Raw genomic sequence first — 22800 nt, 5'->3', positions numbered from 1 at the left:
ACTGAGAGGACGGCCCCGCACCATGCGTTACGTGGGCAATCTCCCGTACGCGACGAAAGAGGAAGAGCACGTCGTCATCCCGATGTCCGACGGCGTCCGGCTGTCGGCCCGCATCTGGCGGCCCACGGCCTCGGACGACGACCCGGTGCCCGCCATCCTGGAGTACATCCCGTACCGCAAGCGCGACCTGAGCTCGCAGCGCGACTCGATCCACCACCCCTACATCGCGGGGCACGGGTACGCGTGCGTGCGGGTCGACCTGCGCGGCACCGGCGAGTCCGAGGGCGTGCTCACGGACGAGTACCTGGAGCAGGAGCAGACCGACGCCGAGGAAGTCCTCGCCTGGCTGGCCGAGCAGCCCTGGTGCGACGGCACCACCGGCATGATGGGCATCTCCTGGGGCGCGTTCGCCGCCCTCCAGGTCGCCGCCCGGCAGCCCGAGAGCCTCAAGGCGATCGTCATCTCGTCGTTCACGGACGACCGGTACGCCGACGACATGCACTACATGGGCGGCGCGATGCTGTCGGACAACCTCGCCGAGGCCGGCACCATGTTCGCCTACGCCACCTGTCCGCCGGACCCCGCAGTGGTCGGCGACCGCTGGCGCGAGATGTGGCAGGAGCGGCTCGACCACGCCCGGCCCTGGGTCCTGGAGTGGCTGCGCCACCAGCGCCGCGACGCGTACTGGAAGCACGCCTCCGTCTGTGAGAACTACCAGGCCGTGCGCTGCCCCGTCCTCGCCTCCAGCGGCTGGGCGGACGGCTACTCCAACGCCGTGACCCGGCTGCTCGCCCATCTCGACGTGCCGCGCAAGGGCCTCGTCGGCCCCTGGTCGCACAAGTATCCGCACCTGGGCGAGCCCGGCCCCGCCATCGGCTATCTGCAGGAGGTCGTGCGCTGGTGGGACCACTGGCTCAAGGGCGAGGACAACGGCGTGATGGAGGGCCCGATGCTGCGGGCCTGGATGCAGGAGAGCGTGCCGCCCTCCACCTCCTACGAGGAGCGTCCCGGGCGCTGGGTCGGCGAGCCGGACTGGCCCTCGCCGCACATCGAGCAGGTCAGCCGCCCGCTAGCGCGGCACCGCATCATCATGGACGGCGAGGCGCCCGGTGACGAGGTGCCCGCCGGTGAGGTGATGACCGTGCAGTCCCCGCTCTCCGTGGGCCAGTTCGCCGGGAAGTGGGCGTCCTACAACGCGCCGCCGGACCTGCCCTACGACCAGCGCGAGGAGGACGGCGGGTCGCTCGTCTTCGACTCGCCCGAGCTGACCGAGACCGTGGAGATCCTCGGCTCGCCCTCCGTCGAACTCGACCTGTCGGTCAGCGAACCGGTGGCCACCGTCGCCGCCCGCATCTCCGACGTCGCCCCCGACGGGCGCGCCACGCGGGTCACCTACGGCGTGCTCAACCTGACCCACAGGAACGGCACCGGCGAGCCCGAACCGCTCGAACCGGGCCGCCGCTACCGCGCGACCCTCCAGCTCAACGGCGTCGCCCAGTCCTTCCCGCCCGGCCACCGGATCCGGCTCTCCCTGTCGACGTCCTACTGGCCGCTGGCGTGGCCGCCGCCGCGACCGGTGGTGCTCAGCGTGTACGAGGGGTCCAGCGCGCTGCGCCTTCCGGTGCGCCCGACGGCGGAACCGGACAACGCGCCCCAGCGGCCCTTCGGCGAGCCCGAGGGCACCCCGCCGCTCGCCACCACCCGGCTCTCGCCGCCGGAGCAGCGCTGGGAGGTCAAGCGCGACCTGGTCGGATACGACTCCTCGCTGGAGATCGTCAAGGACCGCGGCACGGTGCGCTACGACGAGATCGGCCTCGATGTCGGCTGCCGGGCGTACGAGCGGTACACCGCGACCGGGGACGACTTCACCTCGGTGGGCGGCGAGTCCGACTGGACGATGCGGTTCCGGCGGGACGACTGGGACGTCAGCGTGCGGACCCGGACGGTGCTGAGGTGCGACGAGGACAACTTCTTCGTCGACGCAACCCTGGACGGCTACGAGGGAGAGCGTCGCGTCTTCTCCCGCACCTGGAACGAGACCCTGCCGCGCGACTGGCTCTGACCCGTGCCCGCCAGACCCGGCCGCACCCGCGGAATGCCGCCGGCCGGTCCTCCGACCTGCCGTGACCGGCGGCGCGGCGGCCGGGTTTGGCGCACGGGCCGGGGGAGACTCGCACTCACGCACGCCGAGACCTTGGAGGCCGCCATGCACACCGTCACGGATGCCGCATGAACGACATGAAGCCACCCGGCGCGCTGCCGGGCCGCCCCGAGTCGTACTGGATGGAGACCAGCGCGTCGACGTCCCACCCGCCCCTGGCCGAGGACATCGAGGTGGACGTCGCCGTGGTCGGCGGCGGTGTCGCGGGGCTGAGCACGGCCTGGGAACTCGCCCGCGCCGGGCGGTCGGTCGCCGTCCTGGAGGCCGACCGCATCGCCGCCGGCGTCACCGGCTACACCACCGCCAAACTCACCGCCCTGCACTCCCTCGTCTACGAGCGGCTGCGCCGCACGCGCGGCCCGGAGGGCGCCCGCCTGTACGCGGAGTCGCAGCAGCGGGCGGTGGAGCACGTGGCGGCGGTCTCCGCCGAGCTCGGCATCGACTGCGACCTGGAACGCGCACCGGCCTTCACCTACACGACCCGCGCCGACCGCACCGACGAGCTGCGGGCCGAGGCCGCCGCGGCCCGGGAGGCCGGCCTCGCCGCCACGTACACGGAGGAGACCGGCCTGCCGTTCCCCGTGGCGGGCGCGGTGCGCGTCGAGGACCAGGCGCAGTTCCACCCCCGCTCCTACCTGCTCGCGCTCGCCGACGACCTGCTGGCGCGCGGCGGTGCCATCCACGAGCGGACCCGGATCACCGGCCTGCGCGAGGGTTCGCCGTGCACCGTGACCTCCGAGTCCGGGCACACGGTCACCGCCCGGGCGGTCGTCATCGCCACCCACTACCCGGTCTTCGACCGCGCCCTGCTGTTCGCCCGGCTCTCCCCCAGGCGCGAGCTCGTCGTCGCCGCTCCCCTGGCGGCCGGCCAGGACCCCGGCGGCACGTACATCACGCAGGACGAGGGCAAGCGCTCGGTGCGCACCGCGCCGTACGGCGGTGACGGCGGGCGGCTCCTCATCGTCACGGGGGACAGCTTCACTCCGGGCACCGGCGACCCCGCCGCGGGGTTCCGCACCCTGGACACGTGGATGCGGGAACGCTTCGACGTCGGGGAGACGGCCTACCGGTGGGCGGCGCAGGACAATGACGTCACCGACACCGTCCCGATGATCGGCCCCTTCCACCCGGGCGCCCGGCACACCTATGTGGCGACCGGGTTCGGCGGCTGGGGCATGAGCGGCGGCGTCATGGCGGGCCAGTTGCTCACCAAGCTGATCTGCGGCGAGAAGTCGCCGTGGGCCGAGCTGTACGATCCCCGCCGGCTGTGGAGCGCCGTGCGGGAGATGCCGTCGCTGCTGAGCACGCAGGCAGAGGTCGCACGGCACTTCATCGGGGACCGGCTCCGCCCGACCCACGTCGACTCCGTGGACGAGATCCCCGCGGGGTCCGGGGCGGTGGTCCGGGTCGAGGGGCGGCGCTGCGCGGTGCACAGGGACGCGTCGGGCGCGCTGCACGCGGTCTCCGCCACCTGCACCCACCTCGGCTGCCTGGTCTCCTTCAACCATGCCGAGACGACGTGGGAGTGCCCCTGCCACGGCTCCCGGTTCGCCACCGACGGGTCGGTCCTCCAAGGGCCGGCGACCCGCCCGCTGGAGCCGCGCGAACTGCCCGGCTCATGAGGCCGTGGCCCTGGTCTTGGGCGCCGGTCCACCGGTCAGGGGCGCGGGCAGGCCGCCGGGCGTACCCGTGCGGGCGAAGGTGAGCCACGCGGAGCGCAGCGCCCTGCCGAGCCGGTCGGTCTCCTCCCACGGCGTCCCGCCCAGCATGGGTGCCGACCGCCACGCGTCGCGCGTCCCGAAGAGCAAGGGCAGTTCGAGGCAGTGGGTGGCGCCGAACGGGGATCCTGCGGGGCGCCAGTCGATGCGGTACGCGTGCACCCGGGCGCCGGCCCGGGCCAGGCGCTCCCCGTAGCGGGACAGCGGCTCCTCGTACACCTCGCGGGTGCGCACCGCCGGGTCCTCGCCGTCGCCGAGGAACACGGTCATGTCGTCGGCGTTCCAGCCGTACAGGACGTCGAGGCCGCGTACGTTCCCGTCGGACGGGGTGTCCGGGGGCGCGAGGGGCGCAACTCCTTCCACGGGTATGAAGGCGGGCTCCATCCGCCGGCCCGCCGTGCGCAGGTGAACAGCTCCCGTCTCGCTCTGTGCCGCCAGGATCGCGGCCACGTCGGCCGTGCGCGGATCCGTGCCGAGGGCGTCGGCGAAGACCTGCCCGAGCGCGAGGGACTCCTCGCGGGGGCGGGCGGTGATCTCCAGCGGGGCGCTCTGCAGGACGGCCCGGCGGAAGAGGCCGCGCGCCTCGGGCAGTTCCATCAGGAGGCGGACGGAGATGCCGCCGGCGGACTGTCCGACCACGGTGACGTTCGCGGGGTCCCCACCGTAGTCGGCGATGTGCGTGCGCACCCAGCGCAACGCCTCCAGCTGGTCGTAGAGGCCGAGGTTGCCCTCGCTCACCCCGTCGAGACAGAGGTAACCGAGTGCTCCCAGGCGGTAGTTGACGCTGACGACGACCACATCGCCTTCGGCCGCGAGGACTCCCCCGTCGTACCAGTCCATGAGACCCGCGCCGGTGGCGAACCCGCCGCCGTGCAGCCACACGAGCACCGGCCTGGCCCCCGCGTCCCGGGCCGGTGTGGCGATCGACAGGTTGAGGCAGTCCTCGCCCTGCGGGTGGGTGTCGGAGGGCGGACCCATCACGAAGTCGAGCCGGGAAGGGGGTTGCGGACAGATCTCGCCGGTGGCGGGGCGCGAGTCCCGGTCCGGTACCGGCCGGGGCCGGGCGAAGCGTTCGGCGGTGGCGTAGCGGATCGGTCCCGTCCGGATCACTTCCGGAACGCTCACTTCCGTACGGGACGGCGTGCTCACTTCCGTACGGGACGGCGTGCTGTCGTCCGTACGGGACGGCGTGCTGTCGCTCATGCTTCCGCACCTTCCGTGGTAGCTACACTCAACACGGCGAAGTCTCCGCCACCGCAGGGCAATGCGCCACCAGTTCGACCCGGGCGTGCGGTCAGCGGCGGAAGTGGACGCGGACGATCGATCCGTCGGCGCCGAGGCGTGCGGTGACCAGATCGCTCAACTGCCGTACGGCCCACAGGCCGTGGCCCTTCGCGGCGCGCGGGTCGGTCGGGACGTGTCCCAGATAGCCCGTGTCCCGCGCCTCGACGGCGGGGCGCCCGCCACCGGAGTCGGCGATCTCGCAGACAACCCAGTCGGCATCGCTCCACAGCCGCAGCACGCCACGGCCGCCGCCGAACCGGACGGCGTTGACCACGGCTTCGTGCACGGCCGCCGCCATGTCGCGTGCGCGGTCGTCGGTGAGCCGGCAGCGCCGGGCGTACTCGGCGACGGCGATCCGGGCGGCCACCGACTCGCCACGGGTGAAGGAGACCGTCCGGGGTGCGTGCGGCGGAGCGGGCGTCTCGGGTGACGTGCGCGCGAGTTCGTCGCACTCGGCGTAGAAGGCGGACGGGTCCGCGTACCGGCCGCCGTCGGCCGATCCGTCGCCCGGGACCATCTCGGGGTGGGTGCGCCGGGCGTCGGCGAGGACTCCCGCGGGCAGGACACGGGCGTCGTAGGGGCACAGGACCCAGTGACCCGATGCGGCGAACGCCACGTTGATCAGGGATTCGTAGCGCGTCCATTCGCGGGTCTCGAAGGCGGTCCGCCCCGTCCACACCGGTTCGCCGATGACGCGGACGCGCCGGTCGCCGCCCTCCTCGCGCTCCGTGCAGTAGGCGTTGTACCGGCCCAGTGTGCGGGACGGGTAGTGGTACCAGTCCAAGGCGTCGACGAAGTCGACGTCCCGCGCGGCGCCGCCGAGCGCGCCCCGCAGCAGGGCGAGGTTGTCGCCACGGACGACGGCGAGCACCGCGTCCCCGGCCGTGAGGCCGTCCCGGACGAATCCGACGGTGCCGGACAGGAACTCCTCGTCAGAGGAGTAGCGGAGTGCCTGGTGGACGAAGCCGGTCCGCTTCATCGCTCCTCGTGCCCCCTTCCCAGGTCCAGGCCGGGGATGCGGTCCCAGCCGGTGGCCTGCATGACCCGGCGCACGTGCGGGGCGACGCCGTCGAGGACCAGGCCGCCGCCCAGTGCGTACAGACCGAGGCCCGTAAAGACCAACAGGCGCAGCGCGCAGACGTCGATGAAGGTGAGGCCGCGCAGGTCGAGACGGGCGCGGTACCGGTCGTCCGGCCGGTCGGCGGCCCGCTCGGTCTCGGCGCGCAGCGCGCGGGCCACCGCGGTGAAGTTGCTGTCGTCGACCTCGCCGCACAGGGCGAGGCCGGGCGGCGTGAACGTCCGGGTGATGCGCAGCAGTTCGTCCTGCCACACGTCGTCGGCGATCACCCTGCCCTGGTGCAGCGTGTCGAGGGCGGCCAGTTCGTCCGGGCCGAAGAGGCGGCGGTCGTACTGGCACAGGCCGAGGACGGGCAGCGTCGCGAAGAGGGGATCAAGGCGTCGCTCGGCGTCGCAGAGCCCCTCGGCCGTCTCGGCGTCCCGGCGCGGCGCCACCTCGAAGGCGATCCGCAGCCCGAGGAAGCCGTCGGCCTCGGCGGCCGCGGCCTCGCGGCGCACCAGTCCGGAGAGGCCCCGCAGCCTCCCGGGCTCGCTCAGCCGGGAACTGGTCCGCAGCCGGCCCTCGGCGAGCGCGCCCTGCACATCGCACCCGTGCCGCCGCAGGAAGCCGAGCAGGGCGGCGGGCGGCTCCTCGGCCGAGGTCAGAAGCAGTCCGCGCTGACCGCAGGCCAGGGCGTCGAGGAGGTACGCGGCGAGCACCGCCTCGCGCTCCTCGTCCGTCCGGTGGCCCAGGAGGAGATGGTCCCCCGGCCGCATCTGCCCGACGGCTCGCAGGGCCGGCGTGGTGTCCATCTCACGCACCCCCTCCGCACAGCGTCCGCCGTGCCGCTACCCGGTGTGGCTGGACGACTACACGTTACGCATGTGAGGCGCCCTCCGGAACGGGCCCCCGGTGTTCCCCACCCTGCCGGGTGTCACCGGGCACGTCGTGGTGGATCGGTGTGCGCGAGCCGGTCAGCGGCAGGCCGGTGCCGCCCTGCCGCGCCGCGACGATCTCCGCCGCGATGGACAGAGCGGTCTCCTCGGGCGTGCGGGCCCCGAGGTCGAGGCCGATCGGCGAGTGGAGCGCGGCCAGTTCGTCCTCGGTGACGCCCTCCTCGCGCAGGCGGCGGTTGCGGTCCTCGTGGGTGCGGCGGGAGCCCATCGCGCCGACGAACGCGACGGGCAGCCGCAGCGCCGCCGCGAGGAGCGGCACGTCGAACTTGGCGTCGTGGGTGAGCACGCACAGGACCGTGCGGCTGTCCGTGGCGGTGCTCCGGAGATAGCGGTGCGGCCACTCGACCACGATGTCGTCGGCCTCGGGAAAGCGGGCCGGGGTGGCGAAGACGGGGCGGGCGTCGCAGACCGTCACGTGGTAGCCGAGGAACTTGCCCGCGCGGACCAGGGCCGCCGCGAAGTCGACGGCACCGAAGACGATCATGCGGGGCGGCGGCACGCTCGACTCGACGAGGACCGTCACGGCGCTCCCGCAGCGTGTGCCGCTCTCGGACACGACGAACTCGCCGGTGCGGCCGGCCGCCAGCAGGGCGCGGCTCTCCCCCGCCGCCGTGCGGTCCAGCTCCGGGTGCCCGCCGAGCGTTCCCTCGTACGTCCCCGCTGTCCCCTCCTCGCCCTCCGGGGCCACCAGGAGCGGTCTGCCGAGGAGTTCGGCCGGGCCCTTGAAGACGCGGGCCAGGGCCACGGCCTCACCGCGTCCCGCGGCGGACAGGGCGGCGGCGAACACCGCCCTGTCCGGCGCGGCCGCGGTCACCGGGGTGACCAGGACCTCGATGACCCCGCCGCAGGTCAGCCCGACCGCGAAGGCGTCCTCGTCGCTGTAGCCGAACCGCTCGACGGTGGCTTCGCCGTCCTGGAGGGACTGGAGGCACAGGTCGTAGACCGCCGCCTCGACGCAGCCGCCGGAGACCGAGCCGATGACGGTGCCCCCGGCGTCGACGGCCAGCGCGGCGCCGGGACCCCGCGGTGCGCTGCCGCCGACGCTCACGACGGTGGCGACGGCGAAGTCCCGGCCCTCCTCGACCCAGCGGTTCAGGTCGTCGGCGATGTCAAGCACGGGACGCGGTTCCCGCCGACAGGACGCGGTCGGGGCGGATCGGGAGGGTCCGGTGGCGGACGCCCGTCGCGTGCCAGACCGCGTTGGCGACCGCCGCCGCGGCACCGACGATCCCGATCTCTCCGACGCCCTTGATGCCCACCGGGTCGTCCGCGTCCGGGTCGGCCACCCAGTCCGCCTCGATGTGCGGCACGTCGGCGTGCGTGGCGATGTGGTAGCCCGCGAGGTCGGGGCCCACGAGACCGCCCGACGCCGCGTCCCTGACCGCCTCTTCGTGCAGTGCCATGGACAGGCCCCAGGTCATGCCGCCGATCAACTGGCTGCGTGCGGTCAGTGGGTTGACGATGCGCCCCGCGGCGAAGATGCCGAGCATGCGCCGCACCCGCACCTCGCCGGTGGTGACGTCCACGGCGACCTCGGCGAACTGGGCGCCGAAGGCGTGCCGTTCCTTCTGGCTGAGCGCGCCGATGGCCTCGCTGGTGTCCGCCCGTGCGGTGATCCCCTCCGGCGGGATGTCCCCGCCGGGCACCAGCTTCTCCCGCAGCTCGCGCGCCGCGAGCGTGACCGCCCAGCCCCAGGACCGGGTGCCCATGGAGCCGCCCGCGATCATCGCGGGCCCGAAGTCGCTGTCGCCGATGTGGACGCGGACCCGGTCCGGGGCGACTTCCAGGGCGTCCGCGGCGATCAGGGTGAGAGCGGTCCGCGCTCCGGTGCCGATGTCCGCCGCGGTGATGCGCACGGTGTAGGTGCCGTCGGCCTCCGCCGTCACGCCGGCGGTGCTCGGGGCGACGAGCACCGGGAAGGTGGCCGCGGCGGTGCCGGTGCCGAGCAGCCAGCGTCCCTCGCGGCGGAGGCCGGGGCGCGGATCGCGGTCCGCCCAGCCGAACCTGCGGGCGCCCTCGTCGAAGCACGCCAGCAGATTGCGGCTGCTGAACGGCAGGCCGGAGACGGGGCCGACGTCCGGTTCGTTGCGGGTCCGCAGCGCGATGGGGTCCATGCCGCACTTCTCGGCGAGCTCGTCGAGAGCCGACTCCACCGCGAAGGATCCCGGCGCCTCGCCGGGGGCGCGCACCCAGGTCGGTGTGGGCACGTCGAGGCGTACGACGCGGTTGACGGTGTGGTGCGCGTCGGCGGCGTACATCGAGCGTCCGAACCCTGCGCTCTCCTCGACGAACTCGTGGACAGTCGACGACAGGCTCTGCGCCTGGTGGTCGAAGGCGAGCAACCGCCCGTCGGGCGCGGCGCCGAGCCGGACGCGCTGTGTGGTGGGGCTTCGGTAGCCGACGAGCGAGAACATCTGACGGCGTGTCATGACGACGCGGACGGGGCGGTCGAGGGTGGTCGCCGCCATCACGGCGAAGACCTGGTGGACCCGCAGCCCCTTGGATCCGAAGGCCCCGCCGACGTGCTCGGACCTCACCCGCACCGAGGCCGGGTCGAGGGAGAACAGCTTCGCCAGCTCGTCCGCGACCCAGGTGCTGCCCTGGTTGGAGTCGACGATCTCGAGGCGGCCGTTGTCCCAGCGCGCGGTCGCGGCATGCGGCTCCATCGAGCTGTGGTGCTCTTCGGGCGTGCTGTACTCGGCGTCCACGACGTGGGCGGAGGCGGCGAGTTGTGCCTCCAGGTCGCCCTTCTCCATGCGCATTCCGTCGCCGTCCGGCGTGTACGTGCCCGGACGCCCCGCGGAGAACTCGATGTCGTGCGGCTCCTGGTCGTAGTGGACCACGAGCGCCTCGGCGGCCTCCCTCGCCTGTTCGGGCGTCTCGGCGACGACCAGCGCCACCGGCCAGCCGACGAAGGGCACCCGGTCGTGCTGGAAGGCCTCGACAATCGGGTCGGGCCGCCCGAGCATGCCCACGTAGTCGGCGTCGACCCGCGGCGCGTTCCCGTGGTGCAGCACGGCGAGGACGCCGGGCATCGCGAGGACGGCCTCGGTGTCGAGGGAACGGACGCGGCCGCGGGCGATCGTCGACAGCACCAGCCAGCCGTGGGCGAGATCGGCGAAGGGGATCTCTCCGGCGTAGCGGGCCGCGCCGGTGACCTTGTCGCGGCCCTCGACGCGGGTGTGCGCGGTGCCCACGGCACCGGTAGGAGCCGTGGTCGCTGTCGTCGTGGTGGTCATCGGGGCGCCTCCTCGGTGAGTTCGGTCAGCAGGGCCACGACGAGGTTGCGCGTGAGCGTCACCTTGTAGCCGTTGTCGGGCAGGGCGCGGGCGGCGGCCAGTTCGGCGTCGGCCGCGGCGGCGAAGGCCTCGGCGCTCGCCGGGCCGCCGGTCAGCACCCGCTCGGCCTCCCGGGCCCGCCACGGCCGGGACGCGACCGCGCCGATGCCGATGCGCACGTCCCGCACGACACCGTCCCGTACGTCGAGGGCGGCGGCGATCGAGCCGATGGCGAAGGCGTAGGAGGCGCGCTCGCGCACCTTGCGGTAGCGGGAGACGGCCGCGACCGGGGCGGGCGGCAGGGTGACGGCCGTGATGAGCGCCCCGGGCGGCAGCGCGGTCTCCAGATGCGGCGTGTCCCCCACGGGCAGGTAGAAGTCGGTGATCGGCAGCGCGCCGGGGCCGTCGGCGGTTTCGTAGTGGACGACGGCGTCGAAGGCGGTGAGGGCCACGCCCATGTCGGAGGGGTGGACGGCCACGCAGTGCTCGGTGGCGCCGAGGATGGCGTGGTTGTGGTGCACGCCCTCGATGGCGGAGCAGCCGGTGCCGGGCTCGCGCTTGTTGCAGGGCTTGCTCAGGTCGGTGAAGTAGCCGCAGCGGGTGCGCTGCAAAAGGTTCCCGCCGACCGTCGCCATGTTGCGCAGCTGGCCGGAGGCGCCCGCGAGGACCGCCTGCGACAGCGCCGGGTAACGGCGGCGCACGTCGGGGTGGGCGGCGAGATCGCTGTTGGTGACGGTCGCGCCGACGCGCAGGCCGCCGTCCTCGGTGGTCTCGATCCCGTCCAGGGGCAGTTCACGGATGTCGACGAGGAGCCCGGGCCGCTCCACGCCCGTCTTCATCAGGTCGACGAGGTTGGTGCCGCCGCCGAGATAGCGGGCGTCGGGGTCGGCGCCGAGCACGGCGACCGCGCCGGGCACGTCATGGGCTCGCTGGTAACCGAAGTCCCTCATGCGGTGGCACCTTCCTCGGCGCTCGCGGCCTTCGCGACGGCCTGCACGATCGATACGTACGCGCCGCAGCGGCAGAGGTTGCCGCTCATTCGCTCGCGGATCTCCTCGGCGGTGAGCTCGGGCACGCCCGCCTCGGGCCGCACGTCGGTGGTGGCGGCGCTCGGCCAGCCCGCCGCGTGCTCCTCGAGGACGCCGAGCGCGGAACATATCTGTCCCGGCGTGCAGTAGCCGCACTGGTAGCCGTCGAGGTCGAGGAAGGCCTGCTGGACGGGGTGCAGCCGGTCGCCGTCCGCGACGCCCTCGATGGTGGTGATCTCGCGCCCCTCGGCGGCGACCGCGAGTTGCAGACAGGAGACGGCCCGGCGGCCGTCGATCAGCACCGTGCAGGCCCCGCACTGGCCTTGGTCGCAGCCCTTCTTGGTGCCGGTCAGATCGAGTCGCTCGCGCAGCGCGTCGAGCAGGGTGGTGCGGTGGTCGACGGTCAGTGTGTGCTTCTCACCGTTGATGTTCAGGGTGAGGGCACTGGACGTCGATGGAGCCATGAGCAGCCTTCTTTCGCGAATCGCGTCGAACGAGGCGGTCCCGGCGGGAGGTACGGGAAAGGGTGGCGCTGTACAGGGAGGAAGACCCTGCCGCTCCGACAGCGGGGGTCCCCAGTGGGCATGACTGCCGCTATGGTGAACCTAAGCGGACAGCCGTCCGTTAACCGTCGAACTTAGCGGACAGCTGTCCGCTCAGCAAGGCACAACCAGGCCGCGATGCGCCGCGTGATGGGTCGAAGGAGAGCGAAATGGGCCGGCACAAGGACGCGCCCTTGCGCTCGGACGCGCAGCGCAACCGCGAGCGCATCCTCGAAGTGGCCCTGGCGGAGCTGACGCGGGCGAGCGACGCGCCGCTCAGTGCGATCGCGAAGAAGGCGGGCGTCGGACAGGGCACGTTCTACCGCAACTTCCCCAACCGCGAGTCGCTCGTCCTCGAGGTGTACCGCTACGAGGTCCAGCAAGTGTCGGACGCCGCCTGCCAGTTGCTGGAGACCCGCACCCCGGACCGGGCCCTGCGGGAGTGGATGGACCGCCTCGTCCGGTACGCGATGGCGAAGGCGGGCCTCGCCGACGCGATCCGCAAGGCCACGAGCACGCTCGGCAGCCTGGCGGGGGTGGGTCCCGGCCCGCTGACCGAGGCCATCGAACACCTCCTTCGGGCGAACGAGGAAGCGGGCACCATCCGGCCGGGCGTCACCCCCGACGACTTCCTGCTCGCCATCGCCGGCCTCTGGCACATCGACCCGCACAGCGACTGGGAGTCGCGGGCCGGCCGCCTCATGGATCTCGTCATGGACGGACTGCGGGCGGGCGCGCCGGGCCGCTGAGCGCCGCCGCCCCACGTGGCATCGGTTTCCCGATACCTGCCATTGGTTTCCTCATTGGATACCTATGCCGGAAAGATTTACCGTCGGGAACATCGCCGCGCTGACGTTCTGGATGCAGAACGTCAGCCCGACCGGAATGTCACCCCCGTCATCGGAGAGCACCGCATGTCGAAGATCCTGTTCGTAGTCACCGGCGTCGACCACTGGACCCTGGCCGACGGCACCCGCCACCCGACCGGCTTCTGGGCCGAGGAGGCCGTCGCCCCGTACGAGGCGTTCAAGGCCGCGGGGCACGAGGTCGTCGTCGCGACCCCGGGCGGCGTCGTGCCCACCGTCGACCGGGGCTCCCTCGCCCCGGAGGCCAACGGCGGCCAGGAAGGTGCCGACCGGGTCGCCGCCTCCCTCGCCGCGTTCACCGAGCTCCTGCACCCGGTCCCGCTGGCCGAGGTGAACCTCGACGACTACGCCGCCGTCTTCTACCCGGGCGGTCACGGCCCCATGGAGGACCTCGCCGTCGACGCCGACTCCGGCCGGCTGCTCACCCGCGCCCTGGAGAGCGACAAGCCGCTCGGCATCGTCTGCCACGCCCCGGCCGCGCTCCTCGCCGCCGTCTCCGCCGACGGCACCCCCGCCTTCGCGGGCCGCCGCCTCACCGGCTTCACCAACGCCGAGGAGACGCAGGCCGGACTCGCCGACCGGGCCGCGTGGCTGCTCCAGGACCGCCTGGTCCAGGGCGGCGCGGACTTCCAGGAGAGCGAGCCGTGGGCCCCGCACGTGGTCGTCGACCGCAATCTCGTCACCGGCCAGAACCCGGCGTCCTCCGCCCCGCTCGCCGACGAGCTGCTCAAGAAGCTGGCCTGAACCCATGGGCACCGACCGGCTCGACGAGGTCCTCAACGCCGCCTACGACTGCCTCACGCGGTACGGCGTGCGACGCACCACGATGGACGACATCGCCACCGCCATGGGCGTGTCCCGGTCCGCTGTCTACCAGTACGTCCGCGGCAAGGACGACGCCTTCCGCAGGCTCGCCGGACGCCTCCACGAGCAGGCGCTCCGGCGGGCCAGGGAGGCCGCCGCCGCCGACGCGCCGTACCCCGACCGGCTGCACGGCGTGCTGGCCGCCAAGCTCGACCTGGTGCTCCAGCTCACCGGCGACTCCCCGCACACCGCCGAGCTGATCGACGAGAAGACCCGCCTCTTCGGCGACATCTGCACGTCGTTCACCGGTGAGCTGCGCTCCCTGCTGACCGGCCTTTTCGCCGAGGCGGGCACGGTCGCCGGAGTCGGCCCCGAGCGGGCCGCCGACATCTGTGTCGCCCTGGTCGTCGGCCTGGAGTCGGCGCCCGACCCCCGGGGGCTGCTGCCGCCGGCCACGGACGCCCTCGCGACCGGCCTCCTCGGCGGCCCGGCCGACGCCCGGGAATAACGGCCTCCCCTACCGCACCATCTGCACCACACCCCCCTGAGGACTCCCCCATGACCACCGATGCCACCCTCACCGACCAGACCGCGGCCCTCGTCGCCCGCCTGCGCGCCACCTTCGCCACCGGTCGCACCCGGCCGCTCGCCTGGCGCCAGGAACAGCTGACCCGGCTGCGCGCGCTGTTCACCGAGAACCGCGAGGCCATCGCCGACGCGCTGCACAGCGATCTGCGCAAGCCCCGCCCCGAGGCGTACGGCGCCGAGGTCGACCTGCCCGTCCACGAGATCGACCACACGCTGGCGCACCTGGCCGAGTGGCTCGCCCCGCACCCTCTCGACCAGGCGTCCCTCGCCGGACTGCCCGAAGGGTCCACGGCGGGTACGCAGTACGAGCCGCTGGGCACCGTGCTGGTCATCGCGCCCTGGAACTACCCGGTGCAGCTGTCCCTCGTGCCGGTCGCGGGCGCCCTCGCCGCGGGCAACACCGTGCTCCTCAAGCCGAGCGAACTCGCCCCGGCCACCTCGGCGCTGATAACCGACCTCCTGCCCCGATACCTGGACCCGGAGGCGGTCGCCGTCGTCGAGGGCGGCGTGCCGGAGACCACGGCGCTGCTCGCCCAGCGCTTCGACCACATTTTCTACACCGGCAACGGCACGGTCGGCCGCATCGTGATGCGCGCCGCCGCCGAGCACCTCACCCCCGTCACCCTCGAACTGGGCGGCAAGTCCCCGGTGTTCGTCGACCGCGACGCGGACGTCACCGCGGTGGCCGCGCGCCTCGCCGACGCCAAGTTCCGCAACGCCGGGCAGACCTGCGTGGCCCCGGACTACGTCCTGACCGACCCGGCCACCGCCCGCGCCCTGGAAGTCGCGCTCGCCGAGGCCGTGGAGCGTCTCTTCGGTGCCGACCCGCAGTCCTCCCCGGCGTACGGGCGGATGGTGAACGAGCGGCACTTCGACCGCGTGTCCGCCCTGCTCGGTTCCGGTACGACGGCCTTCGGCGGGCGGACCGACCGGGACGACGTGTACATCGCGCCGACCGTCCTGACCGGAGTGACGGGGAACGACCCCGTCATGCGGGAGGAGATCTTCGGCCCCGTGCTACCCATCGTCGAGGTCGAGGACCTGGACGAGGCCATCGCCTTCATCAACGACCGCGACAAGCCGCTCGCCCTGTACGGCTTCACGGAGAACGAGACGACGCGGCGCCGCCTCGCCGCCGAGACCTCGTCCGGTGGGCTCGGCTTCGGACTGCCGATGGCTCATCTGCGCGTGTCCGAGCTGCCGTTCGGCGGCGTCGGCGAGAGCGGCATGGGCAGCTACCACGGCCCGCACTCCATCGCCACGTTCAGCCACCGCCGCGCCCGCCTGGACGTACCGCTCGGCTGAAGCCTGCGTCTCGACTCTCAACCGGCGCGGAAGGCGACCGCTCCGTAGTGGGCCCTGGGTGCGCTGGTGGTGAAGGCCCAGTAGCGGTCGCCGTAGGACCAGTGCCACCACTCGGTGGGGTAGTTCACGAGGCCCGCCGTGGCCAGGGCCGCGACGAGCGTGCGTCGGTTGCGGCGGGCCGCGGCGGAGATGCGGTCGGTGTCCGTGTAGCAGGCGCCGTCGCTCTCCTCGGGGCTCGCGTTCACCGGTGTGCCCAGGTCGAGTTCGGTGCCGCTCGTGGTGCACAGGGTGATGTCGACGGCGGCGCCCGCGACGTGCGGGGCCACCTCGGGCGGTGACAGGGACCGGCTCGCCTGGTGGTGGAGGTGGTCGTCCGACCAGTCGGGGTGGGCCAGTCTGAGCTCGGCGGCGTACTCCTCGAAGTACTTGATCTGCAGGTCGATCGGCCGGTAGCCCTCGGTGATCAGCAGGCGCAGGCCTTCGGGCAGCAGCCGGGCGGCGCGGGCGAGCCGCCACGTGACGCCCTCGCGCAGCTGGGCGTAGGCGCCGGCGGGATCGGCGAGGCGGTCGTCGACGTCCACGAAGGGCAGGTGGCGCAGGTCGACGAGGGCTTCGCCGCAGTCGTGGACGGGCATGTCGACGACACGGGGGTCGCTCATGAGGATGATCGGCGGCATGCTCGGCTCCCTCTGTTACGGAAGTCTTCGCGGCGGGCACAGCTCCGGGGACGGGCTGAACGCCCGCCCCCGGAGTCCCCCGGTCTTGCCGTGGCTCCACGCGCCGTTGCAGTGGCTCCACGCGCCGCGGGCCCATACGGCCGACTGCCTCGGTCGTATGGGCCGCGAGCGCAACAGTGGCCTTTCCCCCGATAGTCCCCCGTTGTTCCCCCGTTGCTGTCGGCCTCACTGCGCCGCCGACACGTAGAGCCTGACGCACACCGCTGCAAGTTCTCTGTAATTCCGCGCCAAGTGGGCTTGTGGTCCGGTCGGTTCGGGTGCCCGGTCAGTTCTCGTACCGCTCGCGCGCCTCGTAGGCCGTGAAGACCTCCTGTGCCTCCGCGCGGAGCGCGAGCGCCTCCGCCCGCGCGCCCGCGGCCTCCCGCGCCGCCGCGAGATCGCGCAGCGTGCGGGCGCGGGCCAGCGGCAGGCCGAGGGACTCCCAGAGGCCGGCCGCCTCGGTGAGGAACTGTTCGGCGGTGGCGACGCGCCCCGCGGCGAGTTCGCACTCGCCGATGGTGCGCAGGGCGAGCGCCTCGCCGAAGCGGTCGTGGTGGGTCCGGCAGGTGTCGAGGACGCCGCGCAGCTCGGCGGCCGCCTCGTCCGAACGGCCCAGCCGCATCCGGCACTTGGCCCTGGCCTGCACGGCGTACGCCGACATCAGCGAGTCCCCGATGGAGGCGAGGAGCGTCACCGCCCGGTCGGCGAGCCGCTCGGCCTCCGCATACTCGCCGAGTGCGCGGTGCACGAGGCTCAGCGACCGCAGCGTGAGCGCCTCGCCGCGGCGGCTGCCGAGCCTCCGGTAGGCCCGCAGGGAATCGTCGAGCAGCGCGAACGCCGCCTCGTGCTCGCCCAGTTCGAGGTGCACGGTGCCCGCGAAGCGGCAGGAGAGGCCGAGTCCGGGATCGTCGCTGAGCTCACGGAAGCCGTCGACGGCCCGGCCGAGGACGTCCAGCGCGGCGCGCAGCCGTCCCGCCTCGCGCAGGGCGCTGCCGAGCCCGGCGAGGGCGGCGGCCCGGCCGCGGACGTCCCCGAGGTCGGCGCAGAGCCCGGCCGCCTGCCGGAAGTACTCCTGCGACTCGGCGAATCTGTCCTGTTCGTAGCGGAGTTGGCCCAGGCCGATGAGGAGCAGCGCCTCACCCGAGCGGTCCTCCGCGCGCCGGGCGGCGGCGAGGGCGGCGTCGTGGCTGCGCCACCAGGCCTCGAAGCGGTTGCCGACGGCGTACGCGGACGAGCACAGGGCGGCCGCGGCCTCGCAGGCCAGGGTGTGCAGGTCGAGGGCGGCGGCGCGTTCCACGGCGGCGGCGAACGCGTCGGCCTCGGCCTCGAACCAGGCCGCCGGGTCGGCGAGGGCCCGCCGGGTGGCCGCAGGGCCGACGGGCCGCACGAGGTCCCGCAGCGCGCCGGACGCCGAGCCCGCGGGCCCGCTCGAGTCCAGGAAGCCGCGGTGCAGTTCGACCGCTCCGGAGGGTGTGGCGGATGCGACGCGGCCGGTCAGCCAGAGTCCGGCGCCGAGGGCCCGGCCGACGGCGGCGGAGCGTTCGGCGGGGGTGTCCTCGGCCTCGGCGCGTTCGGCGGCGTAGACCCGGACGAGGTCGTGCGGCCGGTAGCGGGGCTGGCCCGCGCGGTCCACGAGGGTGCAGTGCAGCAGCTGGGCGTCGATGAGCTGCTCCACGACGCGTTCCGCGTCGGTCTCCGGCACGTCGAGCAGCGCGGCGACCACCCAGGACGCGACGTCGGGGGCGGCGAGGAGGCCGAGGCGGCGCAGGGCGGTCCTGGCCGGGACGTCCAGGGCGCGGTAGCTCAGGCTGAGGCCCGCCCGGACCTCCAGGTCGCCGACCGCGAGCTCGTCGAGGCGGTGGTGCTCGTCGGCGAGCCGGTCGGCGAGCGTGCGCGCCGACCAGTGGCTGCGGGTCGCGAGGCGGGCCCCGGCGATGCGGAGGGCCAGCGGGAGTCCGCCGCACAGTTCCACGATGCGGCGGGCGGCCGCGGGGTCCTCGCGGACCCGCCGTTCGCCCGCGACCTTGGCCAGCAGGTCGGTTCCGGGTGCCGTGTCGAGCACGTCGAGGTCGGTGCGGTGGGTGCAGGGCAGCGCGCCGAGGCGGGCGCGCGCGGTGATCAGCACGCCGCAGGTGGCGCTGCCCGGGAGCAGCGGCCGCACCTGGGATTCGCTGCCCGCGTCGTCGAGGACGAGGAGGACGCGGCGGCCCGCGACGAGGCTGCGGAAGAGGTCTCTGCGTTCGGCGTCGCCCTCCGGAGGGGCGGCGCCCAGGGCGCGCAGCAGGCGGCCGAGGACTTCGCCGGGGGCCACGGGGTCGGTGGCGCCCCGCAGTTCGGCGTAGAGCTGTCCGTCGGGGTAGGCGTCGGCGGCCCGGTGTGCGGCCGTGACGCCGAGGACGGACTTGCCGATGCCGCCGGGCCCGGAGATGACGACGACGGGCACGGCCTGCCGCGGCCCGGGGCTTGTCAGCGCGGCCCGCACCTCGTCGAGCTGGGTCTCGCGTCCGGTGAAGTCGCCGATGGCGGGTGGTAGGAGGGCGGGGGGCGGGCGGGTCGCCGGCGGGCCGGTGTCGGGGGCGGAGGTGGCTTCGGGAACGTCGTCGGGGGTGGTGCCTTCGGAGGCAGGGGCGCCCTTCGCCCCGGGCCCGGCGACGTGCGTGACCGCTGTCGCCTGCCTCGGGGCGGGCAGCAGTGAGGCGTCCGCCCGCAGGATCGCCTCGTGCATCGAGCGGAGTCCGGGCCCGGGGTCGAGTCCCAGCTCCTCCGCGAGTACGTCGCGCCCATCCGCGTACACCGCGAGCGCGTCGGCCTGGCGGCCCAAACGGTAGAGCGCGAGCATCAGTTGGGCGCGCAGCCGTTCGCGGGTGGGGTGGGTGGCGACGAGCGCGGTGAGCTCGCCGACCAGCTCCGTCTCCCGGCCGGCCTGCGCGAGGTCGGCGGCGATCCGCTCCTCCAGGGCGGCCTGCCGGGCCTCCTCCAGCTGGTCGGCCATGGCGCGCAGCGTCTCGCCGATCCCGCCGAGCGCGGGGCCGCGCCACAGCGCGAGGGCGTCGCTGAGCAGGCGCGCCGCCTGGGCGTGGTCGCCCGCGGCCGCCGCCTGCCGGCCCCGCGCCGCGAGCTGTTCGAACGCGACGCGGTCGACGACGTCGGCGTCCGCGTGGATGAGATAGCCCGGCGGCTGTGTCTCGATCACGTCGGGGGACAGCGCGCGGCGGAGCGCGGAGACGTACGACTGGATCAGCGACCGCGCGGTGTCCGGCGGCCGGTCACCCCAGATCACGTCGATCAGCGCCTCGGCGGAGACCACGCGCCCCGGCTCCAGGAGCAGTGCAGCGAGCAGCGCGCGGGGCTTGGGGCCGCCGAGGGCGAGGCGACGGCCCGCGCGCCACGCTTCGACCGGCCCCAGCAAGCGGTAGTGCATGTCCCTGTTCACGCCCAGCTCCATGGGTCCTTGCCCCGCGCCGCCCCCGCTCCACGATCTCCACCCTTGGTCCGGCCCGCCCCGCCCCCGCCCCGAAACCGGCTCACCGATCGACAGGTCATGCTACGACGGAGCGCCACCGACTCGCCTGCGTACGCGGCGGATCAGGCCAGCTCCGCGACACGGCATCATCTCCTGCGGAGCCACTCGGCGGAAAGGCAGCAACTGATGCGGAGCATGTACGTCGTCGCCCACCCGGAGGCGACCCACCACGTCGAGAAGGTGGTCGGCGGCTGGCACGACTCGCACCTCACGGCGGCGGGCCGGCGCGCGGCGGCCGCCATCGCGCGGACCCTGCGGGCGCGGATCCCGGAGGGCACGGAGGTCGAGGTGGTCTCGTCGGACCTGTGGCGGGCCCGGGAGACGGCGGAGGAGATCGCCGGAGTGTTCGGCGTGGAGCCGGTCCTCGACCGCAGACTGCGGGAGAAGTCCTACGGAGAGGCGGAGGGCCGCCCGCAGGAGTGGCTGGACCGGCGCTTCGTCGCGCCACCGGCAGACGGTGACCGGATGGGCCATCACGAGGGCGTGCGGGGCGCCGAGAGCAGAGGGGAGTGCGCGCGGCGCGTCCACGCCGCCATGGACGACATCCTTGGGCGCTCGCGCACCCACCAGATCGTCGTGACACACGGTTTCGCCCTGACGTTCGTCGTGACGGCCTGGATCAAGATGCCGTACGAGTCACTGGGCTCGGTCAGTTTCCGGGCGCCCTCGGGCAGCATCACGGAGCTGCGCGAGGACGACTTCTTCCACAACCGACAGGTCGTCAGCCTCGGCGCCACGGGGCACCTCGGCTGACGACCGGGATCGGGAATCCTGTCAGGCGACTTACGCGCCGCTCGCCTTGAGCATGTCCTCACGCTCGACGATCTTCACGCGCTCGCGGCCGTGCGGCTCGCCCAGCGCCTTCTCGGCGGCGTCGAGGCGGTACCAGCCGTCCCACGTCGTGAAGCGGATGTTCCGCTCGCCGAGGAAGGCGTCGACGGCCTCGGGGTCGGGCGAGGCCGGGGTATGCAGCCGGCCGTTCTCGCGGTCGTCGAGGAGGCTGGCGACCGTTTCGTTGGCGTCGCCCTTGGTGTGGCCGATGAGGCCCACGGGGCCGCGCCTGATCCACCCGGTGACGTACGTCGACTGAAGGTGCTCGCCGCTCTCCTCGATGACGCGTCCCGCCTGGTCCGGGACGGTGCCGGAGGCGATGTCCCAGGGCAGCTTGGGCAGTTCGTCGGAGAGGTAGCCGACGGCACGGTAGACGGCGCCGAGGTCCCAGTCCTTGAACTCGCCGGTGCCCTTGACGTTGCCGGTGCCGTCGAGGGCGGTGCGCTCGGTGCGCAGGCCGACGACCTTGCCGTCCTCACCGAGGATCTCGACCGGCGACTCGAAGAAGTGCAGGAACAGCTTGTGCGGGCGGTCGCCGACGTCGCGGATGGCCCAGTTCTCCAGGGTCTTGGCGACCATGTCGGCCTGCTTGTTGCCGCGCCGGGTCGCGATCGACCCGTCGTCGTAGTCGATGTCCTCGGGGTCGACGATGACCTCGATGTTGGGCGAGTGGTCCAGCTCCCGCAGCTCCATCGGGCTGAACTTCGCCTGGGCGGGGCCGCGGCGCCCGAAGACGTGGACCTCCAGCGCCTTGTTGGCCTTCAGGCCTTCGTAGACGTTCGCCGGGATCTCGGTGGGCAGCAGCTCGTCGGCGGTCTTGGCGAGGATGCGGGCCACGTCGAGCGCGACGTTGCCGACGCCGAGGACGGCGACCTTCTCGGCGTCCAGCGGCCACGTCCGCGGCACGTCGGGGTGCCCGTCGTACCAGGAGACGAAGTCGGCGGCGCCGTGCGACCCTTCGAGGTCGATGCCGGGTATGTCGAGCGCGCGGTCGGCCGTCGCACCCGTGGAGAAGATCACCGCGTCGTAGAAGGTGCGCAGGTCGTCCAGGCTGATGTCGCGCGGGTAGTCGACGTTGCCGAAGAGGCGGATCTGGGGCTTGTCGAGCACCTGGTGCAGGGCCGTGATGATGCCCTTGATGCGCGGGTGGTCGGGGGCGACGCCGTAGCGGATCAGGCCGAAGGGGGCCGGCATCCGCTCGAAGAGGTCGATCGACACACCCGGCTCGACCGCCACTGCGGACTTGAGCAGCGCGTCGGCGGCATAGATTCCGGCGGGGCCGGCTCCGACAATGGCTACCCGCAGAGGGCGAGGCATGTTCAGGTTCCCTTCGAGCGGTGATGGAGTGACTCGAGGGAAAGCCTAAACTAAGGCAAGCCTAAGTAAGTAGGCGGGTCTGCTTTATGACCTCATAAGGCTGCCTTATGACTTCCATCATAGGTGCTTGGGGCCGGGCCCCGGGCAGGGCCCGCTTCACACGCCCGCGAGCAGACCGTCGAGCGGAGCGGGCACTTCGCCGGGCGCGAGAGCCTCCGTGAGCAGGCTGCCGTAGCGGATCTTGCGCCCCTTCTTGGTGCCGAGGAAGCGCCGCAGCTGCTGGTGGCGCGGCGTGCCCTGGTGGGCGGGCTGCCGCTGCAGAGTCTGCCAGGCGCGCAGGTCGCCCTCGTTCTCGACGATCTCCTCGACCCGCGCCGTGCCCAGCGCGCGGATGAGCTCGTCCTCCAGGTCGGCGGCGCAGACGTGGACGTCCTGCCGGGACGCCCCGGCCCGCTCGAGACCACGGTCGTAGAAGCGTCGCTCCGCCACGTCGCACAGCCCCGTCAGGCGCAGGCCCAGAGCGGTCGGCCCGAGGAGCCCGGCATAACGGCCGACGCTCATGGCCCCGCCCATGGGTAGGACGCACACGCCCTCGGCGGCGAGGTCCCGGCCCCGGCGCGCGGCGAGCGTTTCGACGGCCGCCAGGTCGCTGGGTCCCTCCAGAAGCACCGCGGTCCGCAGCCCCAGCCGCACCGCCAGCTCCCTCGCGGGTCCGCCGGGAGCACCCGCCGCCCAGCTGCTGACCGCGTCCCTGAACGCCCCCATGTCCGCCATGCGACGAGTCTGCACGTCGGGCGTCCGGGACGGCACCGAATATCGGCGCGCG

The 22800-nt window shown here is 73.3% G+C and carries 18 protein-coding genes; 7 read left to right on the top strand and 11 right to left on the bottom strand.

Annotation, left to right across the window (positions count from 1 at the left end; all coding sequences use genetic code 11):
* Nucleotides 1-22 precede the first annotated feature (22 nt).
* Together ACZ7LU_RS20110 and ACZ7LU_RS20105 are read left to right on the top strand one after the other, a co-directional pair.
* On the top strand, nt 23-2062 hold the full coding sequence (locus ACZ7LU_RS20110) for a CocE/NonD family hydrolase (RefSeq protein ID WP_471917474.1): 2040 nt from the start codon (nt 23-25) through the stop codon (nt 2060-2062).
* A 176-nt stretch (nt 2063-2238) separates the two neighbouring features.
* Nucleotides 2239-3783 carry an FAD-dependent oxidoreductase gene (locus ACZ7LU_RS20105; protein ID WP_471917768.1) on the top strand — a complete coding sequence of 515 codons (1545 nt, stop codon included), beginning with the start codon at nt 2239-2241 and terminating at the stop codon, nt 3781-3783.
* On the opposite strand, the gene ACZ7LU_RS20100 is transcribed toward ACZ7LU_RS20105, so the two are convergent.
* From ACZ7LU_RS20100 to ACZ7LU_RS20070, 7 genes are all read right to left on the bottom strand, one after another.
* Nucleotides 3778-5082 (bottom strand): carboxylesterase family protein, encoded by a 1305-nt coding sequence (locus ACZ7LU_RS20100; protein ID WP_471917473.1) that lies wholly within the window; start codon nt 5080-5082, stop codon nt 3778-3780. The two genes, ACZ7LU_RS20105 and ACZ7LU_RS20100, sit on opposite strands and share 6 nt — an antisense overlap.
* A 91-nt stretch (nt 5083-5173) precedes the next feature.
* Nucleotides 5174-6142 (bottom strand): anti-sigma factor RsbA family regulatory protein, encoded by a 969-nt coding sequence (locus tag ACZ7LU_RS20095; RefSeq protein WP_471917472.1) that lies wholly within the window; start codon nt 6140-6142, stop codon nt 5174-5176.
* Entirely contained in the window at nt 6139-7032 is an 894-nt protein-coding gene (locus tag ACZ7LU_RS20090) for an MEDS domain-containing protein (protein ID WP_471917471.1), read from the bottom strand. The genes ACZ7LU_RS20095 and ACZ7LU_RS20090 overlap by 4 nt, the downstream gene beginning before the upstream one ends.
* 64 nt (nt 7033-7096) lie before the next feature.
* Nucleotides 7097-8293 carry an XdhC family protein gene (locus ACZ7LU_RS20085; RefSeq protein ID WP_471917470.1) on the bottom strand — a complete coding sequence of 399 codons (1197 nt, stop codon included), beginning with the start codon at nt 8291-8293 and terminating at the stop codon, nt 7097-7099.
* Nucleotides 8286-10415, bottom strand: a complete 2130-nt coding sequence (locus ACZ7LU_RS20080) for a xanthine dehydrogenase family protein molybdopterin-binding subunit (protein ID WP_471917469.1) — start codon at nt 10413-10415, stop codon at nt 8286-8288. Before ACZ7LU_RS20080 ends, ACZ7LU_RS20085 begins: the two co-directional genes overlap by 8 nt.
* Nucleotides 10412-11404 (bottom strand): FAD binding domain-containing protein, encoded by a 993-nt coding sequence (locus ACZ7LU_RS20075; RefSeq protein ID WP_471917468.1) that lies wholly within the window; start codon nt 11402-11404, stop codon nt 10412-10414. Before ACZ7LU_RS20075 ends, ACZ7LU_RS20080 begins: the two co-directional genes overlap by 4 nt.
* Nucleotides 11401-11946 (bottom strand): (2Fe-2S)-binding protein, encoded by a 546-nt coding sequence (locus ACZ7LU_RS20070; protein ID WP_398306851.1) that lies wholly within the window; start codon nt 11944-11946, stop codon nt 11401-11403. The genes ACZ7LU_RS20075 and ACZ7LU_RS20070 overlap by 4 nt, the downstream gene beginning before the upstream one ends.
* A 248-nt stretch (nt 11947-12194) precedes the next feature.
* Between ACZ7LU_RS20070 and ACZ7LU_RS20065 the strand changes: the two genes are divergently transcribed.
* The 4 genes from ACZ7LU_RS20065 (at nt 12195) to ACZ7LU_RS20050 (ending at nt 15587) form a co-directional block, all read left to right on the top strand.
* Nucleotides 12195-12773, top strand: a complete 579-nt coding sequence (locus ACZ7LU_RS20065) for a TetR/AcrR family transcriptional regulator (RefSeq protein WP_471917467.1) — start codon at nt 12195-12197, stop codon at nt 12771-12773.
* A 165-nt stretch (nt 12774-12938) separates the two neighbouring features.
* Complete coding sequence (locus tag ACZ7LU_RS20060; protein ID WP_471917466.1) at nt 12939-13634, top strand: type 1 glutamine amidotransferase domain-containing protein; 696 nt, start codon at nt 12939-12941, stop codon at nt 13632-13634.
* A gap of 4 nt (nt 13635-13638) precedes the next feature.
* Nucleotides 13639-14202 carry a TetR/AcrR family transcriptional regulator gene (locus ACZ7LU_RS20055; RefSeq protein ID WP_471917465.1) on the top strand — a complete coding sequence of 188 codons (564 nt, stop codon included), beginning with the start codon at nt 13639-13641 and terminating at the stop codon, nt 14200-14202.
* Between the two features lie 50 nt (nt 14203-14252).
* Nucleotides 14253-15587, top strand: coding sequence for an aldehyde dehydrogenase family protein (locus ACZ7LU_RS20050; RefSeq protein WP_471917464.1), 1335 nt, complete (start codon nt 14253-14255; stop codon nt 15585-15587).
* 17 nt (nt 15588-15604) lie between these two features.
* Here the strand turns inward: ACZ7LU_RS20050 and ACZ7LU_RS20045 are convergent, their stop codons facing one another.
* Together ACZ7LU_RS20045 and ACZ7LU_RS20040 are read right to left on the bottom strand one after the other, a co-directional pair.
* Complete coding sequence (locus ACZ7LU_RS20045) at nt 15605-16264, bottom strand: M15 family metallopeptidase (protein WP_398306861.1); 660 nt, start codon at nt 16262-16264, stop codon at nt 15605-15607.
* Between the two features lie 325 nt (nt 16265-16589).
* Complete coding sequence (locus ACZ7LU_RS20040) at nt 16590-19736, bottom strand: AfsR/SARP family transcriptional regulator (RefSeq protein ID WP_471917463.1); 3147 nt, start codon at nt 19734-19736, stop codon at nt 16590-16592.
* Between the two features lie 216 nt (nt 19737-19952).
* Here ACZ7LU_RS20040 and ACZ7LU_RS20035 point away from each other — a divergent pair, with 216 nt between their 5' ends.
* Nucleotides 19953-20579 carry a histidine phosphatase family protein gene (locus tag ACZ7LU_RS20035; protein WP_471917462.1) on the top strand — a complete coding sequence of 209 codons (627 nt, stop codon included), beginning with the start codon at nt 19953-19955 and terminating at the stop codon, nt 20577-20579.
* A 30-nt stretch (nt 20580-20609) separates the two neighbouring features.
* On the opposite strand, the gene ACZ7LU_RS20030 is transcribed toward ACZ7LU_RS20035, so the two are convergent.
* Together ACZ7LU_RS20030 and ACZ7LU_RS20025 are read right to left on the bottom strand one after the other, a co-directional pair.
* Complete coding sequence (locus ACZ7LU_RS20030) at nt 20610-21974, bottom strand: FAD-dependent oxidoreductase (RefSeq protein ID WP_398306867.1); 1365 nt, start codon at nt 21972-21974, stop codon at nt 20610-20612.
* Between the two features lie 156 nt (nt 21975-22130).
* Nucleotides 22131-22748 carry a TOPRIM nucleotidyl transferase/hydrolase domain-containing protein gene (locus ACZ7LU_RS20025; RefSeq protein WP_471917461.1) on the bottom strand — a complete coding sequence of 206 codons (618 nt, stop codon included), beginning with the start codon at nt 22746-22748 and terminating at the stop codon, nt 22131-22133.
* Between the last annotated feature and the right edge of the window lie 52 nt (nt 22749-22800).

It is taken from the genome of Streptomyces sp. NPDC039462 (assembly GCF_055639375.1).
Note: the sequence above shows the minus strand (reverse complement) of the source record. Positions and strands in the feature narration are given on the sequence as shown.

What these genes read in the sequence shown, in the direction of transcription:
- ACZ7LU_RS20110 (WP_471917474.1), top strand. Translation starts at nt 23, where the DNA reads ATGCGTTACGTGGGCAATCTCCCGTACGCGACGAAAGAGGAAGAGCAC.
- ACZ7LU_RS20105 (WP_471917768.1), top strand. Translation starts at nt 2,239, where the DNA reads ATGAAGCCACCCGGCGCGCTGCCGGGCCGCCCCGAGTCGTACTGGATG.
- ACZ7LU_RS20100 (WP_471917473.1), bottom strand. Translation starts at nt 5,082, where the DNA reads ATGAGCGACAGCACGCCGTCCCGTACGGACGACAGCACGCCGTCCCGT.
- ACZ7LU_RS20095 (WP_471917472.1), bottom strand. Translation starts at nt 6,142, where the DNA reads ATGAAGCGGACCGGCTTCGTCCACCAGGCACTCCGCTACTCCTCTGAC.
- ACZ7LU_RS20090 (WP_471917471.1), bottom strand. Translation starts at nt 7,032, where the DNA reads ATGGACACCACGCCGGCCCTGCGAGCCGTCGGGCAGATGCGGCCGGGG.
- ACZ7LU_RS20080 (WP_471917469.1), bottom strand. Translation starts at nt 10,415, where the DNA reads ATGACCACCACGACGACAGCGACCACGGCTCCTACCGGTGCCGTGGGC.
- ACZ7LU_RS20075 (WP_471917468.1), bottom strand. Translation starts at nt 11,404, where the DNA reads ATGAGGGACTTCGGTTACCAGCGAGCCCATGACGTGCCCGGCGCGGTC.
- ACZ7LU_RS20070 (WP_398306851.1), bottom strand. Translation starts at nt 11,946, where the DNA reads ATGGCTCCATCGACGTCCAGTGCCCTCACCCTGAACATCAACGGTGAG.
- ACZ7LU_RS20065 (WP_471917467.1), top strand. Translation starts at nt 12,195, where the DNA reads ATGGGCCGGCACAAGGACGCGCCCTTGCGCTCGGACGCGCAGCGCAAC.
- ACZ7LU_RS20060 (WP_471917466.1), top strand. Translation starts at nt 12,939, where the DNA reads ATGTCGAAGATCCTGTTCGTAGTCACCGGCGTCGACCACTGGACCCTG.
- ACZ7LU_RS20055 (WP_471917465.1), top strand. Translation starts at nt 13,639, where the DNA reads ATGGGCACCGACCGGCTCGACGAGGTCCTCAACGCCGCCTACGACTGC.
- ACZ7LU_RS20050 (WP_471917464.1), top strand. Translation starts at nt 14,253, where the DNA reads ATGACCACCGATGCCACCCTCACCGACCAGACCGCGGCCCTCGTCGCC.
- ACZ7LU_RS20045 (WP_398306861.1), bottom strand. Translation starts at nt 16,264, where the DNA reads ATGCCGCCGATCATCCTCATGAGCGACCCCCGTGTCGTCGACATGCCC.
- ACZ7LU_RS20035 (WP_471917462.1), top strand. Translation starts at nt 19,953, where the DNA reads ATGCGGAGCATGTACGTCGTCGCCCACCCGGAGGCGACCCACCACGTC.
- ACZ7LU_RS20030 (WP_398306867.1), bottom strand. Translation starts at nt 21,974, where the DNA reads ATGCCTCGCCCTCTGCGGGTAGCCATTGTCGGAGCCGGCCCCGCCGGA.
- ACZ7LU_RS20025 (WP_471917461.1), bottom strand. Translation starts at nt 22,748, where the DNA reads ATGGCGGACATGGGGGCGTTCAGGGACGCGGTCAGCAGCTGGGCGGCG.